25 protein-coding genes are annotated in these 25,626 nt (G+C 72.7%); 11 read left to right on the forward strand and 14 right to left on the reverse strand.

Annotated elements, in window-relative coordinates; genetic code table 11:
* Nucleotides 1-21 precede the first annotated feature (21 nt).
* The 3 genes from OOZ19_RS09010 to OOZ19_RS09020 all read right to left on the reverse strand — a co-directional run bounded on the left by OOZ19_RS09010 (nt 22) and on the right by OOZ19_RS09020 (nt 4,609).
* The gene (locus tag OOZ19_RS09010) at nt 22-1,191 is read right to left on the reverse strand and encodes an acyl-CoA dehydrogenase family protein (RefSeq protein ID WP_266089584.1); all 1,170 of its coding nucleotides are present in this window, start codon (nt 1,189-1,191) and stop codon (nt 22-24) included.
* Nucleotides 1,192-1,200: 9 nt separating this feature from the next.
* Nucleotides 1,201-2,295: an acyl-CoA dehydrogenase family protein gene (locus tag OOZ19_RS09015; RefSeq protein WP_266089585.1), complete on the reverse strand. Its 1,095-nt coding sequence runs from the start codon at nt 2,293-2,295 to the stop codon at nt 1,201-1,203.
* A gap of 124 nt (nt 2,296-2,419) precedes the next feature.
* Nucleotides 2,420-4,609, reverse strand: coding sequence for an acyl-CoA dehydrogenase family protein (locus OOZ19_RS09020; RefSeq protein WP_266089586.1), 2,190 nt, complete (start codon nt 4,607-4,609; stop codon nt 2,420-2,422).
* A 106-nt stretch (nt 4,610-4,715) separates the two neighbouring features.
* On the opposite strand from OOZ19_RS09020, the gene OOZ19_RS09025 reads away from it, so the two are divergent.
* Nucleotides 4,716-5,405: a class I SAM-dependent methyltransferase gene (locus OOZ19_RS09025; RefSeq protein WP_266089587.1), complete on the forward strand. Its 690-nt coding sequence runs from the start codon at nt 4,716-4,718 to the stop codon at nt 5,403-5,405.
* Nucleotides 5,406-5,486: 81 nt separating this feature from the next.
* On the opposite strand, the gene OOZ19_RS09030 is transcribed toward OOZ19_RS09025, so the two are convergent.
* Genes OOZ19_RS09030 through OOZ19_RS09040 form a run of 3 tightly spaced genes read right to left on the reverse strand, consistent with a single transcriptional unit; the run spans nt 5,487 to nt 8,522 of the window.
* Nucleotides 5,487-6,569, reverse strand: a complete 1,083-nt coding sequence (locus tag OOZ19_RS09030) for a glycoside hydrolase family 15 protein (RefSeq protein WP_266089588.1) — start codon at nt 6,567-6,569, stop codon at nt 5,487-5,489.
* A complete protein-coding gene (locus tag OOZ19_RS09035) occupies nt 6,562-7,287 on the reverse strand; it encodes a class I SAM-dependent methyltransferase (RefSeq protein WP_266089589.1) in 726 nt (241 codons plus the stop codon). The genes OOZ19_RS09030 and OOZ19_RS09035 overlap by 8 nt, the downstream gene beginning before the upstream one ends.
* Complete coding sequence (locus OOZ19_RS09040; RefSeq protein WP_266089590.1) at nt 7,281-8,522, reverse strand: glycosyltransferase family 4 protein; 1,242 nt, start codon at nt 8,520-8,522, stop codon at nt 7,281-7,283. Before OOZ19_RS09040 ends, OOZ19_RS09035 begins: the two co-directional genes overlap by 7 nt.
* A gap of 149 nt (nt 8,523-8,671) precedes the next feature.
* Between OOZ19_RS09040 and kstR the strand changes: the two genes are divergently transcribed.
* Nucleotides 8,672-9,304 carry a cholesterol catabolism transcriptional regulator KstR gene (gene kstR, locus OOZ19_RS09045; RefSeq protein WP_416309412.1) on the forward strand — a complete coding sequence of 211 codons (633 nt, stop codon included), beginning with the start codon at nt 8,672-8,674 and terminating at the stop codon, nt 9,302-9,304.
* Between the two features lie 41 nt (nt 9,305-9,345).
* Here kstR and OOZ19_RS09050 read toward each other — a convergent pair whose 3' ends face one another.
* The 4 genes from OOZ19_RS09050 to OOZ19_RS09065 form a co-directional block, all read right to left on the reverse strand.
* A complete protein-coding gene (locus OOZ19_RS09050; RefSeq protein ID WP_266089591.1) occupies nt 9,346-10,377 on the reverse strand; it encodes an MBL fold metallo-hydrolase in 1,032 nt (343 codons plus the stop codon).
* 309 nt (nt 10,378-10,686) lie between these two features.
* The gene (locus OOZ19_RS09055; RefSeq protein WP_266089592.1) at nt 10,687-11,853 is read right to left on the reverse strand and encodes an acetyl-CoA C-acetyltransferase; all 1,167 of its coding nucleotides are present in this window, start codon (nt 11,851-11,853) and stop codon (nt 10,687-10,689) included.
* Complete coding sequence (locus OOZ19_RS09060; protein WP_266089593.1) at nt 11,850-12,791, reverse strand: SDR family oxidoreductase; 942 nt, start codon at nt 12,789-12,791, stop codon at nt 11,850-11,852. The genes OOZ19_RS09055 and OOZ19_RS09060 overlap by 4 nt, the downstream gene beginning before the upstream one ends.
* A 53-nt stretch (nt 12,792-12,844) precedes the next feature.
* Entirely contained in the window at nt 12,845-13,627 is a 783-nt protein-coding gene (locus OOZ19_RS09065) for an SDR family oxidoreductase (protein WP_266089594.1), read from the reverse strand.
* Nucleotides 13,628-13,728: 101 nt separating this feature from the next.
* Between OOZ19_RS09065 and OOZ19_RS09070 the strand changes: the two genes are divergently transcribed.
* Genes OOZ19_RS09070 through OOZ19_RS09085 form a run of 4 tightly spaced genes read left to right on the forward strand, consistent with a single transcriptional unit; the run spans nt 13,729 to nt 17,184 of the window.
* Nucleotides 13,729-14,490 (forward strand): enoyl-CoA hydratase family protein, encoded by a 762-nt coding sequence (locus OOZ19_RS09070; RefSeq protein WP_266089595.1) that lies wholly within the window; start codon nt 13,729-13,731, stop codon nt 14,488-14,490.
* An 11-nt stretch (nt 14,491-14,501) separates the two neighbouring features.
* The gene (locus OOZ19_RS09075; protein WP_266089596.1) at nt 14,502-15,365 is read left to right on the forward strand and encodes a CoA transferase subunit A; all 864 of its coding nucleotides are present in this window, start codon (nt 14,502-14,504) and stop codon (nt 15,363-15,365) included.
* On the forward strand, nt 15,362-16,108 hold the full coding sequence (locus OOZ19_RS09080; RefSeq protein ID WP_266089597.1) for a CoA-transferase subunit beta: 747 nt from the start codon (nt 15,362-15,364) through the stop codon (nt 16,106-16,108). Before OOZ19_RS09075 ends, OOZ19_RS09080 begins: the two co-directional genes overlap by 4 nt.
* A complete protein-coding gene (locus OOZ19_RS09085; protein WP_266089598.1) occupies nt 16,105-17,184 on the forward strand; it encodes an NAD(P)H-dependent flavin oxidoreductase in 1,080 nt (359 codons plus the stop codon). Before OOZ19_RS09080 ends, OOZ19_RS09085 begins: the two co-directional genes overlap by 4 nt.
* Here the strand turns inward: OOZ19_RS09085 and OOZ19_RS09090 are convergent.
* The 3 genes from OOZ19_RS09090 to OOZ19_RS09100 form a co-directional block, all read right to left on the reverse strand.
* The gene (locus OOZ19_RS09090) at nt 17,165-17,812 is read right to left on the reverse strand and encodes a TetR/AcrR family transcriptional regulator (RefSeq protein WP_266089599.1); all 648 of its coding nucleotides are present in this window, start codon (nt 17,810-17,812) and stop codon (nt 17,165-17,167) included. The genes OOZ19_RS09085 and OOZ19_RS09090 overlap by 20 nt on opposite strands.
* Before the next feature lie 124 nt (nt 17,813-17,936).
* A complete protein-coding gene (locus OOZ19_RS09095; protein WP_266089600.1) occupies nt 17,937-18,716 on the reverse strand; it encodes an SDR family oxidoreductase in 780 nt (259 codons plus the stop codon).
* Nucleotides 18,713-19,894, reverse strand: coding sequence for an acyl-CoA dehydrogenase family protein (locus OOZ19_RS09100; protein ID WP_266089601.1), 1,182 nt, complete (start codon nt 19,892-19,894; stop codon nt 18,713-18,715). Before OOZ19_RS09100 ends, OOZ19_RS09095 begins: the two co-directional genes overlap by 4 nt.
* 135 nt (nt 19,895-20,029) lie before the next feature.
* On the opposite strand from OOZ19_RS09100, the gene OOZ19_RS09105 reads away from it, so the two are divergent.
* From OOZ19_RS09105 to OOZ19_RS09120, 4 genes are all read left to right on the forward strand, one after another.
* On the forward strand, nt 20,030-20,881 hold the full coding sequence (locus OOZ19_RS09105) for an enoyl-CoA hydratase (RefSeq protein WP_266089602.1): 852 nt from the start codon (nt 20,030-20,032) through the stop codon (nt 20,879-20,881).
* Nucleotides 20,882-20,994: 113 nt separating this feature from the next.
* Nucleotides 20,995-22,155: an acyl-CoA dehydrogenase family protein gene (locus OOZ19_RS09110; RefSeq protein ID WP_266089603.1), complete on the forward strand. Its 1,161-nt coding sequence runs from the start codon at nt 20,995-20,997 to the stop codon at nt 22,153-22,155.
* Nucleotides 22,152-23,153 carry an acyl-CoA dehydrogenase family protein gene (locus OOZ19_RS09115; RefSeq protein ID WP_266089604.1) on the forward strand — a complete coding sequence of 334 codons (1,002 nt, stop codon included), beginning with the start codon at nt 22,152-22,154 and terminating at the stop codon, nt 23,151-23,153. The genes OOZ19_RS09110 and OOZ19_RS09115 overlap by 4 nt, the downstream gene beginning before the upstream one ends.
* 22 nt (nt 23,154-23,175) lie before the next feature.
* Entirely contained in the window at nt 23,176-24,279 is a 1,104-nt protein-coding gene (locus OOZ19_RS09120) for an acyl-CoA dehydrogenase family protein (RefSeq protein ID WP_266089605.1), read from the forward strand.
* A 69-nt stretch (nt 24,280-24,348) separates the two neighbouring features.
* Here OOZ19_RS09120 and OOZ19_RS09125 read toward each other — a convergent pair whose 3' ends face one another.
* The gene (locus OOZ19_RS09125) at nt 24,349-24,918 is read right to left on the reverse strand and encodes a TetR/AcrR family transcriptional regulator (protein ID WP_266089606.1); all 570 of its coding nucleotides are present in this window, start codon (nt 24,916-24,918) and stop codon (nt 24,349-24,351) included.
* 50 nt (nt 24,919-24,968) lie between these two features.
* Here OOZ19_RS09125 and OOZ19_RS09130 point away from each other — a divergent pair, with 50 nt between their 5' ends.
* Nucleotides 24,969-25,484, forward strand: coding sequence for a nuclear transport factor 2 family protein (locus OOZ19_RS09130; protein WP_266089607.1), 516 nt, complete (start codon nt 24,969-24,971; stop codon nt 25,482-25,484).
* The last annotated feature ends 142 nt before the right edge of the window (nt 25,485-25,626 follow it).

Here is a 25,626-nt window from a genome sequence, read left to right on the forward strand (position 1 = left end):
GGCTCGTCGTGCTCCCTCCGGTCAGCGGGGCACTCGGGGCAACCCGAGCCCGGCCGTGGCGATCAGTTCCCGCTGGATCTCGTTGACGCCGCCGCCGAAGGTGAGCACCAGGTTGCGCTTGGCCAGCACGTCCAGCCAGCGCAGGAGATCCGCGGTCTCGGAGTCGGCGGGGTCGCCGTGGCGGGCTACGACCTCTTCGAGCAGGCGGCCCAGCGACTGGGTGCGCTCGGAGGTGAACACCTTCGTCGCGGAGGCGTCGGCCACCTCCACCGGCCCGTCCGCCGCCGCGGCGACCTGCCAGTTCAACAGCTCGTTCACGCGGGTGCAGGCGTGCGCGCGGGCCAGCGCGCGCCGCACGTCCGGCAGCTCCGGCAGCGGCGTGCCGTCCGGATCGGTGCGCCGCCGCGCCCACTCCCGGACCCGCTCGGCCATCCCGTCGATCCGCCCGGACGGGCCGAGCATGACCCGCTCGTGGTTGAGCTGGGTGGTGATCAGCTTCCAGCCCCGGTCCTGCTCGCCCACCAGCAGCCACTCCGGCACCCGCACCTCGCTGAAGTACGTGGCGTTCACGTGGTGCGCGCCGTCGCAGGTGATGATCGGCGTCCAGGAGAACCCCGGGTCCGAGGTGTCCACGACGAGGATGGAGATCCCCTTGTGCCTGGGGGCGTCCGGGTTCGTCCGGCAGGCCAGCCAGATGTAGTCGGCGTCGTGGGCGCCGGTGGTGAAGATCTTCTGCCCGTTCACCACGTACGCGTCCCCGTCGCGCACGGCGGAGGTGCGCAGCGCCGCCAGGTCGGTGCCCGCTTCCGGCTCCGTGTAGCCGATCGCGAAGTGGATCTCACCGGCGAGGATCTTCGGCAGGAAGAAGTCCTTCTGCTCCCGGGTTCCGTAGGCGAGCAGCGTGGGGCCGACCGTTTGCAGGGTGACCGACGGCAGCTGGACGTCGGCGCGCGCCGCTTCGCTGGCGAAGATGTGCTGCTCCAGCGGGCCGAACCCGCGACCGCCGTACTCGACGGGCCAGCCGACGCCGAGCCACCCGTCCCGGCCCATCCGCCGCACGACCTCGCGGAAGGCGGCGTTGTGCCGGTCGGTGGCCATGGCCGCGCGCTCCGCCGGGGAGATCAGGCCGCTGAAGTACTCGCGCAGCTCGGCCCGCAATCCCCGCTGCCGTTCGGTGCAGTCGATGAACATCCGCGCTCCTCACCGGTCGGCGAGCCGGTCGGCGAGCGCGTCGAGCACGTGCCCGGAGCCGCCCAGCGCCCGCGCCAGGTCTTTGACCAGCGAATAATGCCGGTGCATCGGGTAGGTCACGTCCAGGCCCGCGCCGCCGTGCAGGTGGTGGCACACGTGCATCGCCGCCGGTGCCTCCTCGGCCAGCCACAGCGCCGCGACCGCGAGGTCGTCGTCCGGGTCGCGGTCCTCGGCCAGCCGCCAGCAGGCCGACAGCGCCGCCAGGTGCAGGGTCCGGGACGCGATGTAGACGTCGGCGATCTGACCGGCGACGGATTGGAAGGCCGCCAGCGGCCGGCCGAACTGGGTGCGGATGCGCAGGTGCTCGGTGGTGAGCGCGAGCGCTCCCGCCACCGCACCGTCGCCCAGTGCGCACATCCCCGCCCGCGCGCAGCGCAGCAGGTCCGGCAGCGCCTCGGCGCCTCCGAGCCGTTCCGCGCGCACTTCGTCGAAGCGCAGCGTCCAGCCCGAGCCGCCGGACATCGGTGCGGCCTCCGCCACGAGCCGGTCCGAGTCCGGGCGAACCAGGGCGACGGCGGTCGTGCCGTCGTCCAGCGCGACCGGCACGAGGATCTCCCGCGCGAGGTCGGCGTGGAGCACGTCGGTCTTGGTGCCGGACACCAGGAGTCCGCCACCGTCCTGGCGGGCCGAGGTTCGCGGCGCCGCGGTCAGCGGCGCCGACGGCTCGCTGAGCGCCGCGGTGAGCACCTGACCGGATTCCACGTCGCGCAGCAGCCGGTCCTGCTGCTCGGCCGTCCCGTGGCGCACCACCGGCAGCACGCCGAACGCCAGGGTCGCCAGCGCGGGCACGTCGGCGGCGTGCCGTCCCACTTCGGTCAGCACCACGGCGGTCTCCATCGGACCGAGCCCCGCGCCGCCGAGCCGCTCCGGGACGGCGATCGACAGCAGTCCCGCCGCCGCGAGCGCCTTCCACAGCGCCTCCAGCGAACCGGTTCCACCTCCGGCGTCCTCGCCGGGGCTCCGCGCACGGCCTCGTTCCCGGGTCAGCACTTCGGATGCCAGTTCCCGCAAGGGTTGCTGCGTGTCATCGAGCGCGAACTCCACACCGGCTCCCCGTGTCGTCCCGAACGAACAAGAATGAAACTTGTTCTAGTTCTAGCCGCGATCCGCGCCTTCCGCAAGACCGCACGGGCACCGGCGGCGGCCCGCGGAAGGGAGAACGGCGGGTTCACCCGCGCGGCAGGCCCAAAATCCGTTCCGCCGCAACGGTCCGCAGGATCTGGGTCGTACCACCGGCGATGCTCAAGCAGCGGGTGAGCAGGAACTCGCGCGCCCGATCCGCGGCCACGCCATCGGCGGCGGCTCCTTCCGGGCCGAGGAATTCGAGCGCGGCCTCGGCCACGTCCTGCCGGTGCCGCACGCCCACCAGCTTCTCCACGCTGGACTGCGCGCCGGGATCACGACCGTTGAGGCTCAGCAGCGTCGCCCGCAACCGCAGCAGCGAGACCGACAGCCCTTCGGCCACCAGCGCGCCGATGCGCTCGTGCTCCGCTCCTCCCGGCCGCACGCCGCGTTCGCCGGCCAGCGCGAGCAGCGCCTCCACGTCCTCGCCGAGCGCCGAACCGCCGCTCATCGCGACCCGCTCGTTGGACAACGTGGTGCGCGCGAGCCGCCAGCCCTGGCCGGGTGCGCCGACCACCAGCTCGTCGGGGACGAACACGCCGTCCAGGAACACCTCGTTGAACACGGCCTCGCCGGTGATCTCCCGCAACGGCCGCACTTCGATGCCGTCGGCGGCCATGTCGACCAGGAAGTAGGTGATCCCCCGGTGCTTGGGCGCCTCGGGATCGGTGCGGGCCAAGCAGATCGCCCAGTGCGCCTGCTGGGCCATCGACGTCCACACCTTCTGGCCGTGCAACCGCCAGCCGCCGTCCACGCGTTCCGCGCGCGTGCACAGCCCGGCGAGATCCGAGCCGGCGCCCGGTTCGCTGAACAGCTGGCACCAGGTGATCTCGCCGAGGGCGGTGGGACGCACGAACCGCTCCTGCTGCTCGGCGGTGCCGTGTTCCAGCAACGTGGGCACCGCCCAGCCGCCGATGATCAGGTCGGGCCGGGCGACCCCGGCGGCGCGCAGCTCCTCGTCGATGAGCAGTTGCAGCCCCGGAGCCGCCGCGAGCCCGTAGGGCTCCGGCCAGTGCGGGGCGAGGTATCCGGAGGCGTAGAGCCGTTCCCGGCGCTGCCCGTCGGGCGAGGCGGCGAGCTCTTCGGCGAAGGCGCGCACTTGCGGACGGCGGGCCGCGACGTCGGCGGGCAGCTCACCGCTGACGCCCAGCCGCCGCCGGGCGCCGCCCAACGCGAGGTCGGCGGCGCGGGCGCGCCAGGCTGAGCCGCCACCGAGCCACTGCCGCAGCGCGAGGACCCGCCGCAGGTGGAGGTGCGCGTCGTGCTCCCAGGTGAACCCGATGCCGCCGAGCACCTGCACGCAGTCCTTCGCGGTGTCGACCGCCGCGTCCAGCGCGACCGCACCGGCCGCTGCCGCCGCCAGCGGGTGCTGGCTGGGATCCTCGTCGAGGGTGCGCGCGGCGTCCCAGGCGAGCGCCGCGACCTGCTCGGCGCGGCACACCATCTCGGCGCACAGGTGCTTGACCGCTTGGAAGGTCCCGATGAGCCGCCCGAACTGCTCACGGGTGCGGGCGTGCTCGACGGCGGTGCGCAGGCACCACCCGGCGGCTCCGGAGGCTTCGGCCGCGGCGGCGGTCACCAGCACGTCGCGGACGTCCGCCGTGCTCAGCTCCGGCAGCAGCGCGTCGTCCGGGATCGCGACGTCGGCGAGTTCGACGCGACCGAGGGAACGGGAGAAGTCGAGGGCCCGGCGGGCTTCGACGGTCAGCCCGGGGCTCTCGGCGTCGACCAGGAACCACCGCTCCCGGCCGTCCGGCCCGCGCGCGGCCAGCAGCAGGTGCGAGGCGTCCGGCGCGGAGGGCACCGGGTCGATGGCGCCGGAGACGGTGAGGCCGCCGCCGGGGGCCGGTTTCGCCGACAGATCTCCGGCCTCGCCGGCGACCGCGACGGGGAGCTCACCGGCGGCCAGCGACCGCAGCAGCTCGCCGTCACCACCCGCCCGGCCGAGCAGCACGCCCGCCGCGCAGGTCGACAGCACCGGTCCTGCGAGCAACGACTCGGCCACCGGTTCCAGCGCCGCCGCGAGGTCGGCCACGCCGCCGCCGGCGCCGCCCGCCCGCTCCGGCACCGCGATGGAGAACACGCCCAGTTCGGCGAGCTCTGCCCAGGCGCGATCCGGTTTCCAGCGCGCACCGGGCTCCTCCCCCGCTCGCACGTCGGCCGGGCCGGAGCTCTCGGCCCAGGCCCGGATCGACTCCCGCAGGTCCCGCTGCACTTCGGTGATCGCGATCGGCATTGCGCCTCCCCTGTCCGCGGAACCGCAGAATAATAGAACACGTTCTACCTAGGCCAGGGGAATTCTGCGTAGGCTCGGGCCGACATCCGGACGTGAGAGGAACCCAGTGACACCGACCGCACCGACGCCCACCGACAGCCCGAGCGCGGAGCACGCGATCCCGCCGGACCTCGCGGCGAAGGCCGACCAGGCGATCGGCTTCATGCCCGCCGACGAAGGCCTGGCCCTGCACCGCGCCGCCATCGAATTCCTGGGCACCGGCGTCGCGCTGGAAGTCGGCTCCTACTGCGGGAAATCGACGATCTACCTCGGCGCCGCCGCCCGCGCCACCGGCGGTCGCGTCGTCACCGTCGACCACCACCGGGGCTCCGAGGAGCACCAGCCCGGCTGGGAGTACCACGATCCGGACCTGGTCGATCCGCAGGTCGGCAAGCTCGACACCCTCGGCGAGTTCCGCCGGACCATCGCGGGCGCGGGTTTGGAGGACGAGGTCATCGCCATCGTCGGGAGCTCCCGCTCGACCGCCGCGATCTGGCGCAGCCCGCTGAACCTGGTGTTCATCGACGGCGGCCACACCGACGCCGCCGCGAACACCGACTACGAGGGCTGGGCGCCGTGGGTCGCGCCGGGCGGGGCGCTGGTCATCCACGACGTGTTCCCCGACCCCGCCGACGGCGGCCGAGCGCCGTACCGCATCTACCGCCGAGCCCTGGACGGCGGCGACTACGAAGAGGTCCGCGCGGTCGGCTCCCTGCGAGTCCTGCGCCGCACCGGCGGCGAACTCGGCAGCCTCTGAGCACTACCCGGCCGAGGTGAACGCCTCCTCCGCCCGTTCCCGCCGGGCGGAGGAGGCCTCGACCTCCTCCGGCGGAGCCGGTCATTCGCCGACGAGCTCGGAGATCTGGGTTTTGCAGCCGCAGGCGTCGTCGACGGGCAAACCGGAGCGCAGGCCACCGACGTGGAAGATCCCGCCGCCCGGAGTCGCTCCGGACAGGGCGTCCGCGGCGAGGACCACCGCCGCGCCGGTCCAGGTGGTCTGCTCCACCGGCCAGCGCTTGCCGTCGGTGTAGACCAGGCCAGTCCAGTACGAGCCGTCCTGCTCGCGCAGGTGCTGCATCGACGCCAGCGCCTCCACGGCCCGATCGCGCCGGCCCAGCAGGTCCAGGCTCAGCACCAGCTCGCAGGTCTCGGCGCCGGTCACCCACGGGTTGTCGTCGACGCAGCGCACCCCGAGGCCGTCCACGAAGAAGTCCGGCCAGCGCCGCGCGATCCGCTCCCACCCCGCGTCGTCGCGCAGCGGTCCGCCCAGGATCGGGTAGTACCAGTCCATCGCGTACCGGTCCTTCTCGGCGAAGGCCTCCGGGTGGTGGCGCAGGGCGTGCGCGAGGCGGCCCAGCGACACCTCCCAGTCCGGCTGCGGGGATCCGAGGTGCTCGGCCAGCGCCAGCGCGCACACCAGGCTGTGGTGGATGCTCGAACTGCCCGCCAGCAGCGCCTCACCGCCCACTTCGCCGCCGGTGCCCCGCGCCCAGGCGATCTCGCCGCGAGCGCGCTGCAGGCCCAGCACGAAGTCGATCGCCCGGCGCACCACCGGCCACATCCGCTCGGCGAACGCCGCGTCCCCGGTGATCATGAAGTGGTGCCAGACGCCGACCGCCGGGTACGCGCAGAAGTTCGTGTCCGAGGCGGCGTCCTCCACCACCCCGTCGCGGACCTGCAACGGCCAGGAGCCGTCCGCGCGCTGGGTCGCACGCAGCCAGTCGTAGGCGCGTTCCGCCTCGACCAGCAGACCGGCCGCCGACAGGGCCATCGCCGACTCCACGTGGTCCCACGGGTCGACATGACCACCGGGGAACCACGGCACCGCACCGGAGCGCTCCTGCACCGCGGCGATCGACCTGGCGGTCTGCAGCACATCGGCCGACGAGAGCACCCCGTCGACGGCCGGCAGTTCAGGCACCAACGACCTCCGGTTTGTACAGGTACACCGCCAGGCTCTTGCCCAGCACCGGGTTGAGCGCGGCCTCCGCGGTCCGGGTGAGCCACGGCTTGCTCATGAGGTCCCACACCAGGAGCTTGTGGTACAGCTTCGGCAGCGGGTGATCGGCGTTGTCCACGCCGACGGCGCACTTGAGCCACCAGTACGGCGCGTGCAGCGCGTGCGCGTGGTGGTAGTGGACCTCGCGCAGGCCCGCCTCGCGCAACCGGCCGATCAGCTGCTCGCGGCGGTAGATCCGCACGTGGCCGCCCTCGACCTGGTGGTACTCGTCCGACAGCGCCCAGCAGATCCGCTCCGGCCACTGCCGCGGCACGGTCACCACGACCCGGCCGCCGGGCTTGACCACGCGCACCAGCTCGCGCATGGCCTTCTCGTCCTCCGGGATGTGCTCCATGATCTCGGAGGCGATCACCTGGTCGAAGTGGTCGTCCGGGAACGGCAGGCCGAGCGCGTCACCGCTGACCGTCGTCGCCGAGGCGCCTTCCGGGACCTCCCCGGCGGCGGCCATCGCCCCGAACATCGTCTCGACCTCGGCCAACGCCTCGGTGTCCTGGTCGAAGGCGATCACGTTCGCCCCGCGCCGCAGGTACTCGAAGGAGTGCCGCCCGGCACCGGCTCCGAGGTCCAGCACCCGCTGTCCCGCTCGCACCCCGAGCAGGTCGAAATCCACCGTCAGCACTTGTTCCCCGCCATTTCCGCCTCCGCTTCGGCATAGCACTCGGCCGTGGCCGCGGCCACCGACGCCCAGCTGTACTTCTCCAACACCCGTTTCCTGCCGTTCCCGCCCATCCGGCGCCTGCGCTCCGGGTCGTCGAACAGCGCGCCCAGCGCACCGGCCAGCGCTTCCGCATCGCCCGGCGGCACCAGGTCGGCGCACTCGCCGTCCGGCCCGGCGACCTCCGGGATGGCGCCCGCCCTGCTGGCGACCAGCGGCGTCGCGCAGGACATCGCTTCGACGGTGGGCAGCGAGAAGCCCTCGTAGAGCGACGGCACGCAGGCGATCTCCGCGGAGCCCACCAGTCCGGCGAGCTCCTCGTCGCTGATGCCGCTGACGGTGCGCACCGCTCCGGAGATGCCCAGCTCGTCGATGAGCCGATCGGTCGGCCCGCCCGGAGTGGGCGAGGCGACGAGCACGAGCTCGACCTCCCGCTCGGTGCGCAGCTTCGCCACCGCCTCCAGCAGCGTGCCGACGCCCTTGAGCGGGGTGTCCGCGCTGGCCATCGCCACGATCCGGCCAGGAACCCGCGGTGGCTCCGGCGGACGGAACACCTCGTGGTCGACGCCGAGCGGCACCACCCGGAGCCGTTCGGGCGCGACGTCGAAGTCCTCGACGATGTCGCGGGCCGAGGATTCCGAGACCGTCAGCAGTTCCGGGATCCGCCGCGCGACCCGGCCCTGCATCCGCAGGAATCCGTACCAGCGGCGGACGCCGAGCGTGCGCCAGCCCGAGACCGCGGCCAGCTCCAGCCGCCGGTCGTGCGTGATCGGGTGGTGCACGGTGGCCACCAGCGGCAGTCCCGCCCGCCGCAGGCCGAGCAACCCGTACCCGAGGCACTGGTTGTCGTGCACCACGTCGAACTCCGAGGCCCGCGCGCGCAGCAGCTTCGCCGCGCGGAGGCTGAAGGTCAGCGGCTCGGGGAAGCCCGCCGACCACATGGTGGCCACCTCCAGCACGTCGGTCAGGTCCCGCAGCTCCCGCCAGTGCGGGGTGCGGAACGGGTCCTCGTCGCGGTACAGGTCCAGGCTGGGCACTTCGGTCAGCTCCACGCCCGGATCGAGATCCGGGTACGGCGGCCCGGAGAAGACCTCGACGCGGTGGCCGAGTTCGACCAGCTCGCGGCTCAGGTTCCGGACGTAGACACCTTGCCCGCCGCAGTGCGGCTTGCTCCGGTACGACAGCAGCGCTATTCGCACGTATTCACCTCGCGGGGCCGCCGCGGCTCGCAACGGGTAGACTGGAACATGTTCTCATTAAGGCATGAGGTCAGCGCAGACCTGCCGGAGGAGGCGATGTCCAGGTGGACGTCGCCGCAACATCTACGCACGTTGAGAGGACCGACCTCATGAACGCCATGCCTAGGCGCGGTTCCGCCGCGGCGAACGCGGCCAGTCTGCTGGCCGAAGACCAAGGCGGTTCGGCGGCGCAGAACGCCCGCCGCAAGCGGATCATCGACGCCACCATCGCCCTCGCGGGCAAGGGCGGGTACGAAGCCGTCCAGATGCGCGCGGTCGCCGAGAAGGCCGACGTGGCGCTGGGAACGCTCTACCGGTACTTCCCGTCCAAGATCCACCTGCTGGTGACCGGCCTGGCGCGGGAGTTCGAGCGCTCCCTGGACCGGCTGGACCGCACCAAGATCCCCGGCGACACCCCGTACGACAGGGTGCTGTTCGTGCTGTCCCGCACGACCCGCACCATGCAGCGCAACCCGCAGCTGACCGAGGCCATGACCCGCGCGTTCATGTTCGCCGACACCTCGGCGGCCACCGAGGTCGACGCGGTCGGCGCGCTCACCGAGACGTTGTTCAGCGGGGCGATGACGACCGGTGACGACGAGCCCACCGAGGAGCAGCGCGCGATCGCCCGCGTCATCGCGGACGTGTGGCTGTCGAACCTGGTCGCCTGGGTCACCCGGCGCGCGTCGGCCACTGACGTGGCCAACCGGCTGGAGCTCACGGTTCGCCTGCTGCTGCGCTGATCCCCCGACCCGCCGCGATCGGGCGGTGCATCGCGAGGCCATCAGATCGACCGGTACTCGTCGACACCGTCCACAGTGGTGCGCTCGCACCGGCCGCGTGCGACGAGCACGTCCAGGTGCGCCAGGGTCTCGCCGACCGCCAGGATCTGGTTGAACATGTCCAGGTCCGCGAAGGACCGCTCGCGGCGGGTCCACCCGAGTTCACCGGCGACCTCGAACCCGGTGGCCGCGCCCGCGCGGACGGCCGCAGCGGTCTGGTCGAGCCGTTGCTCGTGGTGGGCCAGCAGTTCCTCCACGCGCGCGTGCGCGCTGTCGGTGACCGGGCCGTGCGCGGGCAGCAGCCGCAGTTCGGGCAGCGCGCCGACCAGCCGCAGCGAGTCCAGGTAGTCCCCGAGCGGCAGCGCGGTGCGCGCCGCCTCCAGGCCGATCGACGGGGTGATGTGCGGCAGCACGTGATCCCCCGCGAACAGCAACGAGTTCCGCTCGTCGACGAACACGACGTGCCCGCGGGTGTGCCCGGGCGTCTCGACGACCCGCAACGTGCGGGCGGCGAGCTCGATCTCGGCACCGTCGGCCAGCCACTCGTCCGGCGCCTCGTAGTCCTCCGCCGGCTTGCCGTGGTCTCCTTCCACGGCGTCGCGGACGACCGCGGCGAGCTCGGTCGCGCCGCCTCGCTCCAGCTTGGACAGCTGCCGGTCGTGCGTGCCCGCCAGCAGCGCGTCCAGCGACGGCCGTTCGCCCGCTCCCAGCGCGATGTCGGTGCCGAACTCGGCGCGCAGCCGCACCGCGAGCGTGTAGTGGTCCTGGTGCAGGTGGGTCACCAGGAAGCGGCGCACGTCGCCGAGGCCGTGCCCGAGCTCGCCGAGGGCGGCTTCCAGCGCGTCCCGCGCTTCCGGCCTGGCCCAGCCGGCGTCCACGAGCACCAGGCCGTCGCCGTCCTCGATGGCGTACACGTTGACCGCGCGCAGACCGTCACCCGGCATGGGCAGCGGAATCCGATGCACCCCCGGCGCGACCTCGAACGCGCCAGGACGGATCCACTCGTGCCGCCCGCGCGCCACGTCCACATCCACCAACCGAACCTCCCGGATCACAACCTCGCCCTTGGCAAGGTAAACGTGAAATGTCCTCAGAAGGTCACGTGCGGTCTAGAACACACTTCGCGCCGCCCGCCGCGACCGCGGATCACCGCTTCCGCGGGCCGGGCGCGGGCGCGCGAACGCGACCCCACCTGACTGATCGACAACTCGCTGACCAGGCAGGATTCCTGACATCCGGGAGGTGGCGCGGCCCACTCCCGAACCGGACACGAGTGGATCACCGGCCGGAGGAGAGATGTGCCTCCCCGCCGCGCCCCGCGTGGCGAGTTGTCGCCGAGCCGCCTACCCGCCGAGCCGCTCGACGATCGTCACGTTGGCGGTGCCGCCGCCCTCGCACATGGTCTGCAGGCCGTAGCGCCCGCCGGTGCGCTCCAGCTCGCCGAGCAGCGTGGCCATCAACTTCGTCCCGGTCGCGCCGAGCGGATGCCCCAGCGCGATCGCACCGCCGTTGGGGTTCACCTTCGCCGGGTCCACGCCGATCTCCCGCTGCCACGCCAGCACCACGCTAGCGAACGCCTCGTTGATCTCGACCACGTCGATGTCCGCCGCCGACAGCCCGGCGCGGTCCAGCGCGTACCGGGTGGCCGCGATCGGCGCGGAGAGCATGAACACCGGATCGTCGCCCCGCACGCTGAGGTGGTGCACCCGCGCGCGCGGCGTCCACCCGTGCTCGGCCACCGCCCGCTCGGACGCCACCAGCAGCGCCGAGGCGCCGTCGGAGATCTGGCTCGACACCCCCGCGGTCAGCAGGCCGTCCGGCCGCAACGCCTTGAGCCCCGCGAGCTTGTCCAGGCTCGTGTCCCGGCGCGGCCCCTCATCCCGCTCGACCCCGGCGAGCGGCACCACCTCGGCGTCGAAGCGGCCCTCGTCCATCGCCGCGATCGCCCGGTGGTGGCTGCTGAGCGCGAATTCCTCCATCTCCGCCCGCGAGATGCCCCACTTCCGCGCGATGAGCTCCGCGCCGTTGAACTGGGTGACCTCGGAGTCGCCGTAGCGCTCCTGCCAGCCCCGCGAACCCGAGCCCGGACCGTAGGCCGTCGGGAAGTCCAGCCCCTGCACCGATCGCAGCGCGCTGCCGATCGGGATGCCGCTCATGTTCGCCACACCGCCCGCGACCACCAGGTCCGCGGTGCCGCTGAGCACCGCTTGGGCCGCGAAGTGCACCGCCTGCTGCGAAGAGCCGCACTGGCGGTCGATCGTGACGCCGGGAACGTGCTCCGGGAACCCCGCCGCGAGCCACCCGGTGCGGCCGATGTTGCCCGCCTGCGCCCCCACCGCGTCCACGCAGCCCCACAGCACGTCGTCCACCCGCCCCGGTTCCAGCTCGACCCGCTGGACGAGGGCGCGCAGCACGTGCGCCGACAGATCCGCCGGATGCACTCCGCTGAGCCCGCCCCCGCGCTTGCCGACTGGAGTCCGCACCGCATCAACGATGTACGCCTCGGTCATGTCGATCCTCCCGCTCTCGATTGCTGTGGTGTCGCGCCGTAGACCGGTTCCGGGGTGGGGTCTCGGTTCAGGAGGTCGTGCACCACCGGGCCGAGTTCGGCGGGGTTCCAGCGGCGGCCCGCGTCGTGCGCGGCGCCGTGGCGCCACGCCGTCATGACGCGGACCGCACCGCCCTCGACCTCGAAGATCCGGCCGGTGACCTGTGCGGATTCCTCGCTGCCCAGCCAGACCACCAGCGGGGAGACGTTCTCGGGGGCCATCGCGTCGAAGGCGTCGTCACCGGGGCGGGCCATGTCGGCGGCGAAGACCTGCTCCGTCATCCGGGTGCGGGCCGCCGGGGCGATCGCGTTGGCGGTGATGCCGTAGCGGCCGAGTTCGGCGGCGGCGTTCACGGTCAGCGCCGCGATGCCCGCTTTCGCCGCCGCGTAGTTGCTCTGCCCGACGCTGCCCAGCAGGCCCGCGCCGGAACAGGTGTTGATGACGCGGGCCGCGACGGGCGCACCGGATTTCGCCCGCTCCCGCCAGTGCTCGGCGGCGTGGCGCATCGTCGCCGCGTGGCCCTTGAGGTGCACTCGCAGCACCTCGTCCCACTCCTGCTCGGAGATGTTCACGAACATCCGGTCCCGCACGAAACCCGCGTTGTTCACCAGCACGTCCAGCCGCCCGAAGGTGTCGACGGCCCGCGCCACCAGCTCCCCGGCCTGCCCCCAGTCGGCGACGTCGGACCCGTCGGCGACCGCGTTCCCGCCCAGCGCGCGGATCTCCTCGACCACCGACGCGGCCGGACCGGCGTCTCCCCCACCGCCGTCGAGGGCCACGCCGATGTCGTTGACCACGACCGACGCCCCCTGCCTGGCGAACTCCAGCGCGTGCGCGCGCCCGAGGCCGCGGGCGGCGCCGGTCACCACGACCACCCTGCCCTCGCAGATACCACCCACTGCTGCCTCCGATCGTCGATCTCGTCCTCGCGGCCCGCACCGGGAACCTCCGGTCAGTCCCGGGGCCGGAACTCTGCGGCGATCCGGGCCAGGTTCGGGTGCTGCTCGCCGCCGCCGTCCACGGACAGCACGTCGCCGGTCAGGTAACCGGCCAGCGGCGAGGCCAGGAACGCGCAGGCGTTGCCCACCTCCTCCGGCTCCGCGGGCCGTCCCAGCGGAATGCCCTCGGCGAAACCGGAATCCTCGGCCGCCGCGCCGAAGTGCTCCGCGAAGTTCTCGGTGCGCGCCACTCCCACGGCGACCGCGTTGACCCGGACGCTCGGCGCGAATTCCAGCGCGAGGGTGCGGGTGAGGCTCTCCAGTCCCGCTTTCGCCGCGGCGTAGGCGGCGATGGTGGGCGCGGCGCGGCGCGCGGCCACGCTGCTGATCATGATCACCGAGCCGCCGCGCTCGCGCATGACGGGCCAGGCCCGCTGGCAGACCAGCAGCGGCGCCAGCAGGTTCAACTCGACGATCTTCGCGTGGAACCGCGGTGACACCGTGGCGGTGTCCACCGGCGGCGCCCCACCGGCGTTGTTCACCACCACGTCCAGCCCACCGGAGCGGCGCACGACCTCGCCGATCAGCTCGTCCACCTGCGACTGGTCGCGCACGTCCGCCGCGATGAACTCGGCCCGCCGCCCCGCGCCCTCCGGGAGGCTCTCGGGCGGGTTGCGCGAGCACACGTGCACCTGCGCGCCCGCCCGAAGCAGCACCGCGGCGATGCCGGCACCGATTCCCCGAGTCCCTCCGGTCACCAGCGCGACCCGGCCGGACAGGTCGATCTCGACGCCCACGGCAACCTCCGGGAACTCGGGATTTTCCGCCTCTGGCGGGAACTTCACCGCGATTGCTACCGTATCAACTCAACCTAACAAGTGCTAGGTTCGGTGATGCCATGACGATCCGGATTCGGCGCCACGACAACGGAATCGTGGTTCTGACCATGGACCACCCACCGGTGAACGCGCTGCCGGCCCAGGGCTGGCACGACCTCGCCGACGCGGTGCGCGCCGCCGGCGCGGACGAGCGGACCCGCGTCGTGGTCCTGCAAGCCGAAGGCCGCGGGTTCAACGCGGGAGTCGACATCAAGGAGCTCACCGCCGACCCCGGCCACACCAAGCTCATCGCCGTCAACCACGGGTGCTTCGAGGCGTTCAAGAACGTCTACGAGTGCCCGGTCCCGGTGATCAGCGCGGTGCACGGCTTCTGCCTCGGCGGCGGCATCGGGCTGGTCGGCAACTCAGACATCATCATCGCCGCCGAGGACGCCTACTTCGGCCTGCCGGAGGTGGATCGGGGCGCGCTCGGCGCGGCCACCCACCTGTCGCGGCTGGTGCCGCAGCACCACGCGCGGGCGATGTTCTACACCGGGCGCAACGCGACCGCCCGCGAGCTGGCCGACTTCGGCTCCGTGTGGGAGGTCGTGGAACCCGCGCGGCTGCACACCGCCGCCCGGGAGCTCGCGGAGTCGATCGCGGACAAGAACCCGCTCGTGATCCGCCGGGCCAAGGAATCCCTCAACGGCATCGACCCGGTGGACGTCCACCGCAGCTACCGGTTCGAGCAGGGGTTCACCTTCGAACTCAACCTCAGCGGAGTCTCCGACCAGGTCCGGGAATCGTTCGGCACGCCGGACGGTTCCGGGCGGCACACGTGAAAGGGCGCGCGATGCGGGACAAGCTCACGACCCCCGACGAGATCGCGGGGCGACTGCGCAGCGGCATGACCATCGGGATCGGCGGCTGGGGTTCGCGGCGCAAACCGATGGCGCTGGTGCGCGCGATCCTGCGCTCCGACCTGCGGGATCTGACCCTGGTGTCCTACGGCGGCCCCGACGTGGGGCTGCTGGCCGCGGCGGGCAAGCTGCGCAAGGTCGTGTTCGGGTTCGTCTCGCTGGACTCGATCCCGCTGGACCCGCACTTCCGCGCGGCGCGCCAGCGCGGGGAGCTCGACGTCGCCGAGTACGACGAAGGGATGGTGCTCGCCGGGCTGCGCGCGGCGGCGGCCCGGCTGCCGTTCCACCCGACCAGGGCCGGACTCGGCTCCGACGTTCCGGCGCTCAACCCGGGGTTGCGCACCGTGCGCTCCCCCTACGACGACGGCGAGGAACTGCTGGCGATGCCCGCGCTGCGCCTGGACGCCGCGCTGGTGCACCTCAACCGGGCGGACCGGCACGGCAACGCCCAGTACCTCGGACCGGACCCCTACTTCGACGATCTGATGTGCGCGGCGGCCGATCACGGCTACGTCAGCTGCGAGCGGGTGGTGCCCACCGAGGAACTGCTGCGGGCGGGGCCGGTGCAGTCGGTGCTGCTGAACCGGACGCACACCGACGCGGTCACCGAAACGCCGCGCGGCGCGCACTTCACCGGCTGCGCCCCGGATTACGACCGGGACGAGGCGTTCCAGCGGCGCTACGCCGCCAGCGCCGCCGACGCGGCGAGCTGGGAGGCGTTCCGCGCGGAGTTCCTCAGCGGCGACGAACAGGCGTACCAAGCCGCGGTCGACGCGGCACGGGAGGTGGCCGAATGACCGACGACGTGAGCCGTGCCGAGATCTGCGCCGTCGCCTGCGCCGACAGCTGGCGCGACGCCGGTGAGGTGCTGGCCTCCCCGTTCGGGCACGTCCCCGCGCTCGGCGCGCGGCTGGCCCGGCTGACCACCGCACCGGACCTGCTGCTGACCGATGGCGAAGCGGTGCTGCTGGCCGACACGCCAGCGCTGGGCGGGGACGGCACGACCACCGAGGGCTGGATGCCGTACCGGCAGGTGCTCGACCTGCTGGCCGGTGGGCGGCGGCGGGTGATGATGGGCGCGACCCAGATCGACCGGCACGGCAACCAGAACATCTCCCGGATCGGCCCGTGGGACCGGCCGAAGGTGCAGCTGATCGGAGCGCGCGGCGCACCGGGCAACTCCGTCAACCACGTGACGAACTACTGGGTCCCGAACCACGGCAAGCGGATCTTCGTCGAGGCGGTCGACCTGGTCTGCGGCGTCGGGCACGATCGGGCCGTTGGTTCCGCCGGGCGGTTCCACGACGTGCAGGTGGTCGTGACGAACCTCGGCGTCCTCGACTTCGCCGGGCCGGGCGCCACCATGCGGCTGCGGTCGGTCCACCCGGGTGTGACGGTCGAGCAGGTGCGGGAGAACACCGGCTTCGAGCTCGACACCACCTCGGTGACCGAGACCCGGCAGCCCACCGCCGAGGAGCTCGACCTCATCCGCACCGCGCTGGACCCCGACGGGCTCCGCGACCAGGAGGTCCCGGCATGACCGCGCCCGTGCTCGACACCGCGCTGTGCCGGTTGACCGGGGTGCGGCATCCGGTGGTGCAGACCGGGATGGGCTGGGTCGCCGGTCCGCGGCTGGTCTCGGCGACCGCGGAGGCCGGCGCGCTCGGCGTGCTCGCCTCCGCCACGATGAGCCTGGAGCAGCTGGAGTCGGCGATCCGGGAAGTGCGGGAGCGCACCGGGAATCCGTTCGGCGTGAACCTGCGCGCCGACGCCGCCGACGCCGAGCAGCGGGTCGACCTGCTCATCCGGGAAGGGGTCCGGGTGGCCTCGTTCGCGCTGATGCCCGACCAGCGCCTGATCGGCAGGCTCAAGGACGCCGGGGTGGTCGTGATCCCGTCCGTGGGTGCGCGGCGGCACGCCGAGAAGGTGCGGGCCTGGGGCGCCGACGCCGTGCTCGTGCAGGGCGGCGAGGGCGGCGGGCACACCGGGCCGGTCGCCACCACCGTGCTGCTGCCGCAGGTGGTGGACGCCGTGGACATCCCGGTGATCGCCGCGGGCGGCTTCTTCGACGGCCGCGGGCTGGCCGCGGCGCTGTGCTACGGCGCGGCCGGGATCGGGATGGGCACCCGGTTCCTGCTGACCTCCGACAGCGCCGTGCCCGACGAGGTCAAGCAGCGCTACCTGGCCGCCGCCGCGGGCGACGCCCGCGTCACCTCGCAGGTGGACGGAATGCCGCACCGGATGCTGCGCAGCGCCCTGACCGAGCGCGCCGAGTCCACCGGCAGGCTGCGGCGGCTGCCGGGCGCGCTGCGGCAGGCCGCCGCGTTCAAGGCGATGAGCGGGACGTCCTGGCGGCACCTGATCGCCGACGGGCTCGCGATGCGCCGCGCGAAGGAGATGCCGTGGAGCGCGGTGCTGCTCGCTGCGAACACCCCGATGCTGATCAGGGAGGCGTTGGTGCGCGGCGACGCCGACGCGGGCGTGCTGCCCGCCGGGCAGGTCGTGGGACTGCTCGACGAGCTGCCCGGCTGCGCGGAGCTGGTGTCGGGCATCGTCGAGGACGCCGCTCGCGTCCTGGCGGGCTCCGCCGGGCTCGTCAGCCGCGCGGAGTCGTGATCCCCTCGCACAGGATGGTCACGTGCTGTTCCGCGATGACCTCGGCGTTCAGCCGCCCGCGCGGGTTGTACCAGTGCACCGTGGTCCACACGGCGTCCCGGATCAGCCGGTAGGCGATCTTCACGTTGAGGTCTTCGCGGAACACGCCGGCCTGCTGGCCCTGCTGCAGCACCTTCGTCCAGGTGCGCTCGAAGTCGTTGCTCGCCCGGCGCAGGTAGTCGAAGCGCTCGAACTGGGCGAGGTGCTTCGCCTCGTTCTGGTAGATCGTGACCGCGGAGCGGTATCCGTTCATGGCGCGGAAGGATTGCCGGATCAGCTCGGTGACGGTGGTGCGCGGGTCGGTCGCCTCGCGCAGCACGTCGGCGTAGAGCCGCTGCTGGAACTCCAGGAACTCGCGGAGGATCTCGTCGACCATCGATTCCTTGGAATCGAAGTGGTGGTAGAGGCTGCCGGACAGGATGCCCGCGGCGTCGGCGATCTCCCGGACCGTCGTGACCACGAACCCCCGCTCGGCGAACAGGTCCGCCGCGATCGCCAGCAGCTCCGCGCGCCGCCGCGAGCCGCCGCTTCCCGCGTCGGCACCTGCCCCGCGCTGCGGGCGCCCGGACGAGCGCTTGGTTTCGGCCATGTCCCCATCCTCTCATCAGGAGTCGTTCCCGACCGGACGGCGCCCTCGTGCGGCGCGGGTCAGACGGTACTGCGCGGACTCGTGCGCGGCGGGAGTCCGCAGCGCGAGCGGAGCCGGGGACGTCTCACGGGTGCTGGCTGCTGACGGAGACGACCTCGCCGGTCAGGTAGGTCGAGTAGTCCGAGGCCAGGAAGACGATCACGTTCGCGACCTCCCACGGCTCGGCGGAGCGCCCGAACGCCTCCCCGGACTCCAATTCGGCCAGCAGTTCCTCCGAGGTCACCTTCGCCAGGTTCGGATGCATCACCAGGCTCGGAGCGACCGCGTTCACCCGCACCCCCAGCTCGGCCGCGTCGATCGCCGCGCAGCGGGTCAGCGCCATCACGCCCGCCTTCGCCGCCGCGTAGTGCGCCTGCCCGGCCTGCGCCCGCCAGCCCACCACCGAGGAGTTGTTCACGACCACGCCCCCACAGCCCTGGTCCCGGAACCGCCGGATCGCCGCGCGCGTGCACCGGAACGTGCCGTTGAGCGTGACGCCCAGGACGCGGTCCCACTGCTGATCGGTCATGTCCTGGATCGGCGCAGTGCCACCGAGTCCGGCGTTGTTGACCACGACGTCGAGCCGCCCCAGCTCGGCCGCCGCCGCGTCGACGAGGTGCTGCACCTGCTGCTCGTCGGTGACGTCGCAGGGCACCGCGAGCACCTGCGCGCCGGGCAGCTCGGCGAGCTCGGCGCGGGTGGACTCCAGCCGCCGCTCGTGCGCGTCGCTGATCACCACGCGGGCGCCTTCGCGGATCATCCGGCGCGCGGTCGCCGACCCGATCCCGGAGCCGGCCGCCGCGGTCACCAGTGCGGTCTTGCCTTCCAGCAGCGCGTGCGGTGCGGGTTCGGCGGGAGCGGTCACGGCCGGGCCTCCTTCGGCAGGCCGAGCACGCGCTCGGCGATGATGTTGCGCTGGATCTCGTTGGAACCGCCGTAGATGGTGTCGGCGCGGGTGAACAGGAACAGCCGCTGCCACTCGTCGAGCCGGTAGGGCGCGTCCTCGGCGACCAGGCCGCACGCTCCGGCCACCTCCATCGCCAGCTCGCCGAGCCCGCGGTGGAAGGTGGCCCAGTACAGCTTCGCGATCGACGCCTCCGGGCCCGCGGTGCCGTTGGCGACCCCGGTCAGCGTGCGCAGCGCGTTGAACCGCATCACCTCCAGCCCGATCCACGCCCGGCTGATCCTGTCCCGCAGCACCGGGTCGTCGAGGGCGCCGCCGCTGCGGGCGAGGTCGGTGATGCGCTCCAGCTCGCGGCGGAACACCACCTGCTGGTCGATGGTGCCGACGCCGCGCTCGAACCCGAGCGTGCCCATCGCGACCTTCCAGCCGCCGCCGACCTCGCCGACGACGTGCGACGCGTCGGTGCGGGCGCCGTCGAAGAACACCTCGTTGAACTCGGAGGTGCCGGTGAGCTGGATGATCGGCCGGACCTCGACGCCCGGCTGGTCCATCGGCACCAGCAGGTACGACAGCCCGTGGTGCCTGCCGCCCCGCGGATCGGTGCGGGCGAGCACGAAGCACCAATCGGCCACGTGCGCCAGCGACGTCCACGTCTTCTGCCCGTCGATCACCCAGTCCGGCCCGTCGCGGCGCGCCTTGGTGGACAGGTTCGCCAGGTCGGATCCGGCCGAGGGTTCCGAATAGCCCTGGCACCACAGCTCGCGCACCTCGACGATCGCGGGCAGGAACCGCCGCCGCTGCCGCTCAGTGCCGAAGGCGATGATCGTGGGCCCGAGCAGCTCCTCGCCGACGTGGCCGACGCGCACCGGCGCCCCGATGCTCGCGTACTCCTCGTGGAAGATCACCTGCTGCGCGATCGACGCACCGCGCCCGCCGAACTCCTCTGGCCAGCCTAGGCAGGTCCAGCCCCCTGCTGCGAGGTGGCGGTCCCACGCGAGCCGCAGCTCGAACTCCTCGTGCTCACGACCAGGGCCGCCGAGGCCCCGCGCCGCGGCGAACTCACCGGTGAGGTGATCGCCCAGCCATTCCCGGACCTCCCGGCGGAACGCCGCCTCCTGAGCGCTGTCGGCCAGCTCCATCCGACTACCCCCGATCCGCCCGATCAACACCGGGCGATCGTGTTTCCCAGCCATCGCAGGAAAAAACAAGCCTACCAAGCACTTGCTAGTTTCGCTAACCTCGGAAGGCGCCGACACCTCGACGAGGAGGCAACGATGGCCGAACAGGAACCGGTCGTGACCTACGAGCGGATCGAGCGGACCGCCGTCGTGACGATGAACCGGCCCCGGTACCGCAACGCGCAGAACTCCGCGATGACCTACGCGCTCGACGACGTCTTCTACCGGGCCTGCGCCGACGACGAGGTCGCGGTGATCGTGCTGGCCGGGGCGGGTGAGCACTTCTCCGCCGGGCACGACATCGGGTCGCCGGGCCGCGACGCCGACGTGGACTTCGAACGCCGCGCCGGGCTGTGGTGGGGCCACGCCGGCAAGGCCGGCGGCGAATCGCGGTTCGCCCGCGAGCAGGAGGTCTACCTCGGGATGTGCCGGCGCTGGCGGGACATGCCGAAGCCGGTCGTCGCGAGCGTGCAGGGCGCGTGCGTCGCGGGCGGGCTGATGCTCGCGTGGGTCTGCGACCTGATCGTGGCCGCCGAGGACGCGTTCTTCGCCGATCCGGTGGTGCGGATGGGCATTCCCGGCGTGGAGTACTTCGTGCACCCGTGGGTCCTCGGGCCGCGGGTGGCCAAGGAGTTCCTGTTCACCGGCAGGAAGATGAGCGCGCAGCGGGCCTACGAGGTCGGCATGGTCAACCAGGTCGTCGCGCGCGACCGGCTCGGCGACGCGTCGATGGAGCTGGCCGCGGAGGTCGCGGCGATGCCCCGCTTCGGCCTGGCGCTGGCGAAGAAGGCGGTCAACCAGGCCGAGGACCTCATGGGCAGGCACAGCGGCCTGGACTCCGCGTTCGGGTTGCACCACCTGGCGCACGCGCACAACGCCGAGGTCGGGAAGGACTCGCTCAGCGGCATGGACGCCAAGAGCATGAAGCGTGCCGCCGACGACGGTTAGAGAGCGCCCCCGGATGGTGCGCGCGGCGGTGCCGGCTGCTCGGGTGGCGCCGCTGACCAGGCCCCGAAAAGAAGATCATGCGCAAGGACCGTTCAGCGTGCCGGGAGGACGCCGTGGATCTGACCTTCTCTGCAGAGGAGCTCGCGTTCCGGGACGAGGTCCGGGAGTGGCTGCGGGACAACGCGCCCGTCGAGCCGCTGCCGTCGCTGGAGACGGAACGCGGGTTCGCGGCGCACCGGCAGTGGGAGCGGACGCTGCACGCCGCCGGGTTGTCGGTGGTGTCCTGGCCGGTCGAGTTCGGCGGGCGGGGCGCCTCGCTGGTGCGGTGGCTGCTGTTCGAGGAGGAGTACTACGCGGCCGGAGCGCCCGGCCGGGTCGGGCAGAACGGCATCTTCCTGCTGGCGCCGACCATGTTCGAGCACGGCACGCCCGAGCAGCAGCGGCGGCTGCTGCCTCGGATGGCCTCCGGCGAGGACATCTGGGCGCAGGCGTGGTCCGAACCGGAGGCGGGCAGCGACCTCGCCGGGATCCGCAGCGGGGCGCGGCGGGTGCCCGGTGGCTGGCGGCTCTCCGGGCAGAAGACGTGGAGCTCGCGGGCCGCGTTCGCCGACCGGGCGTTCGGGCTGTTCCGCAGCGATCCCGACGCGCAACGGCATCGCGGGTTGACGTACTACCTGTTCCCGCTGGACGCCGACGGCGTCACGGTGCGGCCGATCGGGCGGCTCGACGGCAAGCCCGCGTTCGCCGAGATCTTCCTGGACGACGTGTTCGTGCCGGATGAGGACGTGCTCGGCGAGGTCGGCGCGGGCTGGCGGGTCGCGATGAGCACCGCGGGCAGCGAACGCGGGCTGTCGCTGCGCAGTCCGGGCCGGTTCCTCGCGGCGGCGCGGCGGCTCGTCGAGTCCTGGACGTCGCGCGGCGGCGACCCCGAGGTGCGGGACCGGGTGGTCGACGCGTGGATCGGGGCGCAGGCCTACCGGCTGGCCACCTTCGAGACGGTCACGAAGGTGCTCGACGGCGCCTCGATCGGGCCGGAGGCGAGCCTGAACAAGGTGTTCTGGTCCGAACTCGACATCCGACTGCACGAGACCGCGCTGGACCTGCTCGGCCCGGACGCCGAGCTCGCCGCCGACTCCCCCGCGGCGCCCGACGGCGGGGCCTGGGCGGACGGCTACCTGTTCTCGCTGGCCGGGCCGATCTACGCGGGCACCAACGAGATCCAGCGCAACGTCATCGCCGAGCGCGTGCTCGGCCTGCCGAGGGAGCCCCGATGAGGTTCGCGCGCACCACCGGACAGCAGGACATGGCAGAGGCGTTGCGGGCGCTGCTGGACTCCGGCGGCGGCCCGACGGTCGCGCGCAGCTGGGCGAACGGCGATCCGGCGCCGTGGCGGCGGATCTGGGAACGGCTGGGCGAGATGGGGTTGTGCGGGGTCGCGATCCCCGAGCGGCACGGCGGTCTGGAGCTGGGCGCGGTCGAACTGGTGGTGTGCCTGGAAGAACTCGGCCACGCCGGGTTGCCGGGTCCCTGCCTGGAGTCGATCGCGGTCGTGCCCGCGCTGCTGGCGGGCACCGACTCCGGGCAGCGGTGGCTGCCCGAGTTGGCCGCCGGGCGCGCCGTGGCCACCGCGGCGTTCACCGAGCACGGGCCGCGCGCCCTCGATGCCGACGCGGCGGACGTGGTCTTCCGGTGCGATGGGGAGAACGCGGAACTGGCCGGGAGAACCGGAGCGGAACCGGAGCGGTCCCTCGATCCGGCGCGGCGGTTGTGGGCCCTCGCCGGTGGAACTCCGGTTCCCGGTGCGCGCGTGGCCGCCGCGTTCGATGCCGGAGTCCTCGGGTGCGCGGCGCAGTCGCTCGGGGTCGCGCGGCGGCTGCTGGACACCTCGATCCGCTACGCGGGCGAACGCCACCAGTTCGGCAGACCGGTCGGCGGGTTCCAGGCGGTCAAGCACCACTTGGCGAACGTGGCGCTGCAACTCGAATTCGCCCGCCCGCTGGTGCACGGAGCGTGCCTGTCGCTGGACTCCGGCGCCGAGCACGCCGCTCGCGACGTGTCGGCGGCGAAGCTGGCGGCCTCCGAAGCGGCGCACTTCGCGGCCCGCACCGCGCTGCAGGTGCACGGCGCCATCGGCTACGCGGCGGAGAACGACCTGCAGCTGTGGCTCACCAAGGCGACCGCGTTGCGCTCCGCGTGGGGCACCGCGACCTGGCACCGGCGGCGGGTCGCCGACGCCCTCGCCGCCGGGTGCACCGCCCCGATCGGTTCCTGACTCCGGACTTCCGGGAGGCATCGTGCACTTCGCGTTCACCGAGGAGCAGGAAGACCTGCGGGCGGCGGTCCGCGCCCTGGTCGACCGCGACGGCGGGCCGCACGTTCCGCCGCCGGAGGCTCCGGACACCGGGCACGACACCGCGCTGTGGCGGCGGTTGTCCGCGGAGATCGGGGCCGCCGGGCTGGCCGTGCCCGAGGAGCACGGCGGCAGCGGCGCGAGCCTGGTGGAGAGCTGCCTCGTCGCGGAGGAACTGGGGCGCAGGCTGGTCGTCGGCCCGTTCCTCGGCAGCGCCGTGGTGAGCGCCGAAGCGGTGCTGGCCGCGGGCGATCCGGACGCGTGCGCCCGGCTGCTGCCCGGCATCTCCTCCGGTGAGCGGGTGGTCTCCTTGGCGTGGGCCGAACCTCGGCACTGGTGGAGCACCGCGACCTGCTCGACCACCGCGGTCCGCGACGGGACGGCGTGGCGCCTGACCGGCCGGAAGGCGTTCGTGCTGGACGGCGCCCAAGCCGACGCGGTGCTCGTGGTCGCCGCGACCGGTGGCGGGTTGTCGCTGTTCGAGGCGGAGGCGCCCGCAGCGATCACGACCACTCCGATGGATCCGACGCGCCCGATGGCGCGCTTCGAGTTCGCCGGGACACCTGCCCGGCTGCTGGGTGACGAGGGGTCGGCCGGGCAGGTGCTCACCCGGTGCCTGGAAGCCGCCGCCGTCGCGCTCGCCGCGGAATGCGTCGGGGCCGCCGACCGGTGGCTCGCCGAGATCGTCGGCTACGTCCAGGTCCGCGAGCAGTTCGGCCGCCGGATCGGGTCCTTCCAGGCCGTCAAGCACCGGTTGGCCGACCTGTTCGTGGCCGTCGAGTCCGCCCGGTCGCTGTCGCAGGCGGCGAGCTGGGCGGTCGCGACCCGCGACGACCGGGGCCCGGAGTGGGCGGCGATGGCGAAGTCCTTCTGCTGCGAGACCTACCAGGACGCCGCCGCCGAAGGCGTCCAGCTGCACGGCGGCATCGGCATCACCTGGGAGCACGAAGCCCACCTGCACCTCAAACGAGCCCACAGCGCCACCCACCTGTTCGGCACGCCCCGCCGCCACCGCCAACACCTGGAATCCCTGCTCTCACTGCGCTGAGCCCCCACGACCAGGAGTGCCCGCGCCGCCGCGAGGATCGCCTCGGATCTCGGTGCCGGAGGGCGGGGGCTAGGCGCTGGACCGCATCCCGTCGATCAGCATGCCCACGAGTTGCTCCACGCTGACGCGCCAGCCGTCCTTCGCCAGGTGCCCGCTGAGTTCCATGCCCGCGATGCCGTGCGCGCTCGACATCAGCAGCGCACCGTAGCGACGTGCGTCCGGTTCGCCGACGATGTCGGCGACGAGGGTGAGGAACTCGTTCTCCAAGCGGCTCGCGGCCTCGGCAGCCACCGGGGTGCTCGCCGGCGTGCTGAACATCAGCGCGTACAGGTGCGGTGTCCGGCGGGCGACGTCGATGAGCGCCAGCACGGCTCGCTCGAGTCGTGCGTCCGGCGCGGAGCCCGGATCCGTCCGGAGTTCTTCCACCTCGTCGGCCAGGGAACTCCAGGCCCCGACGGCGAGTTCGGCCAGCAGGTGCTCCTTGTTCTTGAAGTGCCCGTAGGGCGCACCGCGTGAGACGCCGGCCCTGGCTCCCACCGCGCGGAGGGTCACGGCGTCGGGCCCGCCCGCGTCGAGCAGCTCGGACGCGGCGCGCACGAGGGTGCGCCGGGTTGCGGCGGCGGTCTCGGCTCGTGTCACGCGGTCGATCCTACTTGACACTGTCATCTGAATGGAGGACGGTTGTTCACATGACACTGTCATACAAATTGTCCGCCGATGACGCCTGCGTGCAACGCCTGGCGGACCGCGCCGAGATCAACGACGTTCAGCTCCGCTACGCGACGGGCACCGACTCCCGCGACTGGGAGCTCTTCCGCAGCTGCTTCACCGAGGAGGTCGAAGTCGACTTCAGCGAAGGCTTCGGTCAGCCCGTCGCTCGCATGAAGGCCGACGACTGGGTGAAGGGCACTGCTCCGAGGATGGAGTCCTTCACAGCGACGCAACACATGATCACGAACCTGGTGATCACCTTCGACGGCGACGACGAGGCCACCTGCGTCGCGTACGTCCGGGCCGGTCACCACCTTCCCAACAGCACCGGCGACAGCGAGCAGACCGTGCACGGGTACTACACGAACCGCTTCGAGCGAACCTCGAACGGATGGCGAATCGCCAAGGTCAAGCTGACCGCGCTGTGGATGACCGGGAACTTCGGCATCTTCCAGGCGGCACTGGCTCCCGACGGTTCCGTCGCCCCGGCCTGATCGCACCCCGCGAGCACCGGCGACCCGCCCGGACACGAGCGAGCCTCCCTCGTCGCCACCGCCAGATCCAGGGATCCAGGCGGAGGCGCCGGTGCGGCCTCGCTTCCGGGCACCACCTCGGCCAGACTCGCTCAACGCGCTG

The sequence above is a fragment of the Saccharopolyspora sp. NFXS83 genome (assembly GCF_026241095.1).
Taxonomy (GTDB): Bacteria; Actinomycetota; Actinomycetes; order Mycobacteriales; family Pseudonocardiaceae; genus Saccharopolyspora_C.